The sequence below is a fragment of the Parolsenella sp. genome (genome assembly GCF_982402205.1).
The window spans coordinates 1-4,783 of sequence record NZ_CEVYAT010000125.1; the positions used below are offsets into that span (position 1 = coordinate 1).

5 protein-coding genes are annotated in these 4,783 nt (G+C 64.4%); 3 read left to right on the forward strand and 2 right to left on the reverse strand.

The window, feature by feature from the left end; all coding sequences use genetic code 11:
- Positions 1-85: 85 nt before the first annotated feature.
- Complete coding sequence (sufB, locus tag AC1VTH_RS06720; protein ID WP_481335392.1) at positions 86-1,525, reverse strand: Fe-S cluster assembly protein SufB; 1,440 nt, start codon at positions 1,523-1,525, stop codon at positions 86-88.
- Between the two features lie 3 nt (positions 1,526-1,528).
- Positions 1,529-2,287 (reverse strand): Fe-S cluster assembly ATPase SufC, encoded by a 759-nt coding sequence (sufC, locus tag AC1VTH_RS06725; RefSeq protein ID WP_481335393.1) that lies wholly within the window; start codon positions 2,285-2,287, stop codon positions 1,529-1,531.
- A gap of 84 nt (positions 2,288-2,371) precedes the next feature.
- Here sufC and AC1VTH_RS06730 point away from each other — a divergent pair, with 84 nt between their 5' ends.
- The 3 genes from AC1VTH_RS06730 to AC1VTH_RS06740 all read left to right on the forward strand — a co-directional run.
- Positions 2,372-3,319 (forward strand): bile acid:sodium symporter family protein, encoded by a 948-nt coding sequence (locus tag AC1VTH_RS06730; RefSeq protein WP_481335394.1) that lies wholly within the window; start codon positions 2,372-2,374, stop codon positions 3,317-3,319.
- Positions 3,320-3,719: 400 nt separating this feature from the next.
- The gene (locus tag AC1VTH_RS06735) at positions 3,720-4,469 is read left to right on the forward strand and encodes an SDR family NAD(P)-dependent oxidoreductase (protein ID WP_293673771.1); all 750 of its coding nucleotides are present in this window, start codon (positions 3,720-3,722) and stop codon (positions 4,467-4,469) included.
- 92 nt (positions 4,470-4,561) lie between these two features.
- On the forward strand, positions 4,562-4,783 hold a 222-nt coding region (locus tag AC1VTH_RS06740; RefSeq protein ID WP_481335395.1), incomplete at its 3' end, for a 2-keto-3-deoxygluconate permease.

The following is a 4,783-nucleotide window of genomic DNA, read 5'->3' on the forward strand; positions in this document are numbered from 1 at the left end:
GGACGAGAAGCGTCGTGTCGTTGGTCCTGAGCCAGTTCCAGGTCTGGGCGGACCCGCGGCCGACGCCGGTAAGCGTGAGTGACATCTAGCCGATCGCCCCTTCCATCTCGAGCTTGATGAGGTTGTTCATCTCGACGGCGTACTCAAGCGGCAGCTCCTTGGACACCGGGTCGGCAAATCCGTTGACGACCATGGTGCGGGCTTCCTGCTCGGAGCAGCCGCGGCTCATGAGGTACATGATCGTGTCGTCGGAGATGCGGCCGATCGTGGCCTCGTGGCCCACGCTCGCGGTGGCGTTGCGCACGTCCATCGCGGGGATGGTGTCGGAGCGGCTGATGTCGTCGAGCATGAGGGAGCTGCAGCTCACGCTGGCGCGGGCGCGGTCGGCCTTCTTGGTGACGACCACCGAGCTACGGAACGTCGAGATGCCGCCGCCCTTGGAGAGCGACTTGGTGTCGACGCTGGCGCGCGTGTCGGGGGCGGCGAGGGTCACCTTGCAGCCCGTGTCGAGGTTCTGCGTGGCACCGGCGAAGGTGATGCCGGTGAACTCGCAGCTGGCGCGCGGCCCCACGAGCAGGCTCGAGGGGTAGAGGTAGGAGACGTGGGAGCCAAACGAGCCGGAGACCCACTCGACCTTGCCGTCCTCCTCGACGCGTACGCGCTTGGTGTTGAGGTTGTACATGTTCTTCGACCAGTTCTCGATGGTCGAGTAGCGAAGCCTCGCGCCCTTGCCCACGAACAGCTCGACGGCGCCGGCGTGGAGGTTGGCCACGTTGTACTTGGGTGCCGAGCAGCCCTCGATGAAGTGCAGGTCGGCGCCCGGCTCCACGATGATGAGCGTGTGCTCGAACTGGCCCGCGCCCGCGGCGTTGAGGCGGAAGTAGCTCTGCAGTGGGAAGTCGAGCTTGACGCCGGCGGGCACGTAGACGAACGAGCCGCCGCTCCACACCGCGTAGTGCAGCGCGGCGAACTTGTGGTCGGTCATGGGGATGAGCGTGCCAAAGTGCTCGCGGATCATGTCCTCATAGCCGCTCTTCATGGCGTCCTCGACGGTTGTGTACACGACACCCGACTTCGCGACCTCGTCCTTCATGTTGTGGTAGACGATCTCGGAGTCGTACTGGGCGCCCACGCCGGCTAGGCTCGTGCGCTCGGCCTCGGGGATGCCGAGGCGCTCGAAGGTGTCCTTGATGTCGTCGGGGACCTCGTCCCAGCTCTCGGCCTGCTTCGAGCCGCTCGCCACGTAGGTCGAGATGGTGCTCATGTCGAGGCCGCCGATGGCCGGGCCCCAGTTCTTGGGCATCTCCATGCGTTCGTAGGTCTCCAGGGCCTTGAGGCGCATCTGGAGCATCCAGTCGGGCTCGTCCTTCTTGCGGCTGATCTGCTCGACGATGTCGCCGGACAGGCCGTCGGCGAAGCGCTCGTAGCCCTTCTCGGGCTTCACGAAGTCATACATGCTGCGGTCGACGTCGGCGACCTCGGAGCGGGGTCGCTGCTCGTTGGCGGCGTTGGTGTTTGCTGCCATGGCTTACGCCTCCGCCTGCTCGGCGCGCTCGTAGCGCTCGAAGCCGTTGGCGTCGATTTGGTCGATGAGCTCGGGGCCGCCCTCGGCCACGAGGTGGCCCTTCACCATGACGTGGGTGTGGTCGACCTCGACGCGCTCGAGGATGCGCGTGTTATGCGTGATGATGAGCAGCGCCCCGTTGCACTGCTCGCGGTAGGCGGTGATGCCGCGCGAGACGACGGAGAGGGCGTCGACGTCAAGGCCCGAGTCGGTCTCGTCGAGGATGGCGAGCTTGGGCTTCAGGAGCAGCAGCTGGAGCATCTCGACCTTCTTCTTCTCGCCGCCCGAGAAGCCCACGTTGAGCTCGCGGGTGAGGTAGGAGGAGTCCATGTCGAGCTGCTCGCACAGCTCGCCCACGCGGCGGCGGAACTGCTTGGCCGTCATCTTGAGCTCGGGGCGCTTCTGGCAGATGGTGCGCAGGAAGCTGTAGAGCGGCACGCCCGGGATCTCGACCGGGGCCTGGTACGACAGGAAGATGCCCGCGAGCGAGCGCTTGTCGGCGCTGGCGTGGGTGAGGTCGGCGCCGTCGAACTCGATGGTGCCGGCGGTGGTGTGGTAGACCGGGTCGCCCATGATGACGTGGCCCAGCGTCGACTTGCCGGCGCCGTTGGGGCCCATGAGCACGTGGCACTCGCCGCCGTCGAGCGACAGGTCGATGCCATGCAGGATGGGCTTCTCGTCGGCGCTTGCGCTCACGCCGTGAATGTTAAGGAGGTGTTCCATTTCTTGTCCTTACCTTGCCTGAGGTAATAGCCTTGTCGATAATACCCCACCGACAGTGGGATTTTCACGAGGAAGGCGAGTGGCGTGGACAGGTGGACGAGGTTTGGCAAGGCGGTCGGCTCCCACATGCCCATCATCGCCCCGATTTGCGTGGCTGCGGGCGTTATGTTCCCGCAGGTGTTTGGGGTTACCGAGCACATCGTGCCCGTGCTGTTCGCGATCATGACGTTCCAGGGCTCGCTCAACAACACGTTCGCCTCGGTGCTCGAGCAGTTCCGCCACCCCAAGAACATCCTGTGCATCCTGGGCCTCTCCATCGTCGTGATGCCGGTGTGCGCCTGGGCGCTGTCGAGCCTTCTGTTTGGCGGCAACGCCAACCTCGTGACGGGCGCCACGCTCGAGTACTGCGTGCCGGTGGCTGTGGTGAGCTTCATGTGGTGCGGCATGTACGAGGGCGACCTGTCGCTCGCGCTTGCCTGCATCCTCGTGTCGACCGTGGCGAGCCCGGTGACGATTCCGCTCACGCTCAAGGTCCTGCTGGGCGCCACCGTGCAGGTCGACGTCCTAGGCATGATGTCGAACATGATGTTCATGATTGCCCTGCCGGCCGTGGCGGGCATGCTTGTGAACGACGCGACCCACGGGTGGGGCCACGAGAAGCTCTCGCCCGCGATTTCGCCGGCGGTAAAGGTGCTGCTCATGCTCATCATCGCGTCGAACTCCTCGCAGATGAGCGACTACATGCGCCACCTCACGCCCGAGCTCGTTGCGATGGCCCTCTTCATCCTGGTGTTTGCGAGTTGCGGCTTTGCGGTGGGCCTCGTCATCGCGCACGCCCGCGGCCTGGCCCACGGCCAGCTCGTGACGTCGTCGTTCTGCTCGGGGTTGAGAAACATCTCCGCCGGCGCGGTGCTCGCCGCCCAGTTCTTCCCGGGCGAGGTGGTCTTCCCGGTGATGATGGGCACGCTGTTCCAGCAGGTGCTCGCCGGCGTGTTCGGCTCGATCATCGAGCGCGTCGTCGGCCGCGAGTAGGGACAATCTTTGGCCGACGTGCGCCCAGCGCGACTAAACGAGCCTCCGGGGCCTGCGGTTTGCGTCGCGGCCTCAAACTGCCCTCGAATGGGTGCGCGAGATGTACCCAAATCGCTGTGCAACCGACGCGGCAAAGGCTGCTCGATGAAGCGCATTTGGCCCTGCACTACATAAGATACGCACAAAATGACCTCAAAATCGTGCACATTTAGTACCGTTTGCGGTCAAATCACTACCGTCTACTGTTTACCGAAAAAATAATACCGTTTGAAAAACTCACAAAAAAGCTGCGGCCCTTACTATTAAACGCTCCTAATCTACCGCCTTGGAATGGCGCGTCAGAAGGTGGAGAGGGGGCTCCCCGCCGCGATCGACGCGCGGTATTCGAAAGGGGAGAGAAATGGCCTTTGACTTTACGGGAAGGGTCGCGATCGTAACCGGTGGCACGCAGGGCATCGGCCTCGAGATCGCCAAGGGCATCGTCGAGGGTGGCGGCCACGTCGTCCTCATCGCCCGCAGCAAGGACAAGGGTGAGGCGGCCGTCGCCAAGCTCGGCGAGGGCAACCACTTCTACCAGCTCGACGTGAGCGACGCCGCCGCGGCGCGCGCCACGGTCGACAAGATCTTCGAGGAGGTTCCGGGCGTCGACATCCTCGTCAACTGCGCCGGCGTCATCTCCACCAAGAAGTTCGAGGACATCGACGACGCCGAGTGGCGCCGCACGATTGACATCAACCTCAACGGCACGTTCACGATGCTCTCCGCGGTCTACCCGCGCTTCAAGGAGCTTGACTACAGCTCCATCGTGAACGTCTCCTCCGTTGCTGGCAAGATCGGCGGCGGCCTGCTGGGCACCGCGGCCTATGCCAGCTCCAAGGCCGGCGTGAACGGCCTCACCAAGGCGGTTGCCAAGGAGGGCGGCAAGTACAACATCCACTGCAACGCCGTCTGCCCGTCGCTCACCCTCACCGACATGACCTCGATCCTGTCTGACGAGAACTCCAAGCGCATCATCGCCGGCATTCCCCTGGGCCGCGCGGCCCAACCGTCCGAGCCCGCCCAGATGGTGCTGTTCTACGCCTCCAAGCTTGCGAGCTTCGTGAACGGCGAGATCAGCGACTGCGATGGCGGCATCGTCCTCGACGGGTAGTTTGCCAGGCCGCGCGGGCGCGCCGCAGGCCGCATGCCGGGCCGGTGGCGCGCTCTTTTTTCTGCAAGTGAGCCAATGAGAGGTTGCTAGCAATGAGCGATTCGACCACTGCGATGGAGGAGAAGAAGCCCTTCTTCAAGATGTCCTCCATCCCCGGTGCCACGATTCTGGTGCCGCTTCTTCTGGGGTGCCTCCTCAACACCCTGTTCCCCGACCTGTTCAAGACCCTTGGCAGCTTCACGCTGGGCATGACGCAGAACGGCGCGAGCCCGCGCGTGGGCGCCTTCCTGCTCCTCGTGGGCACTACGATCTCG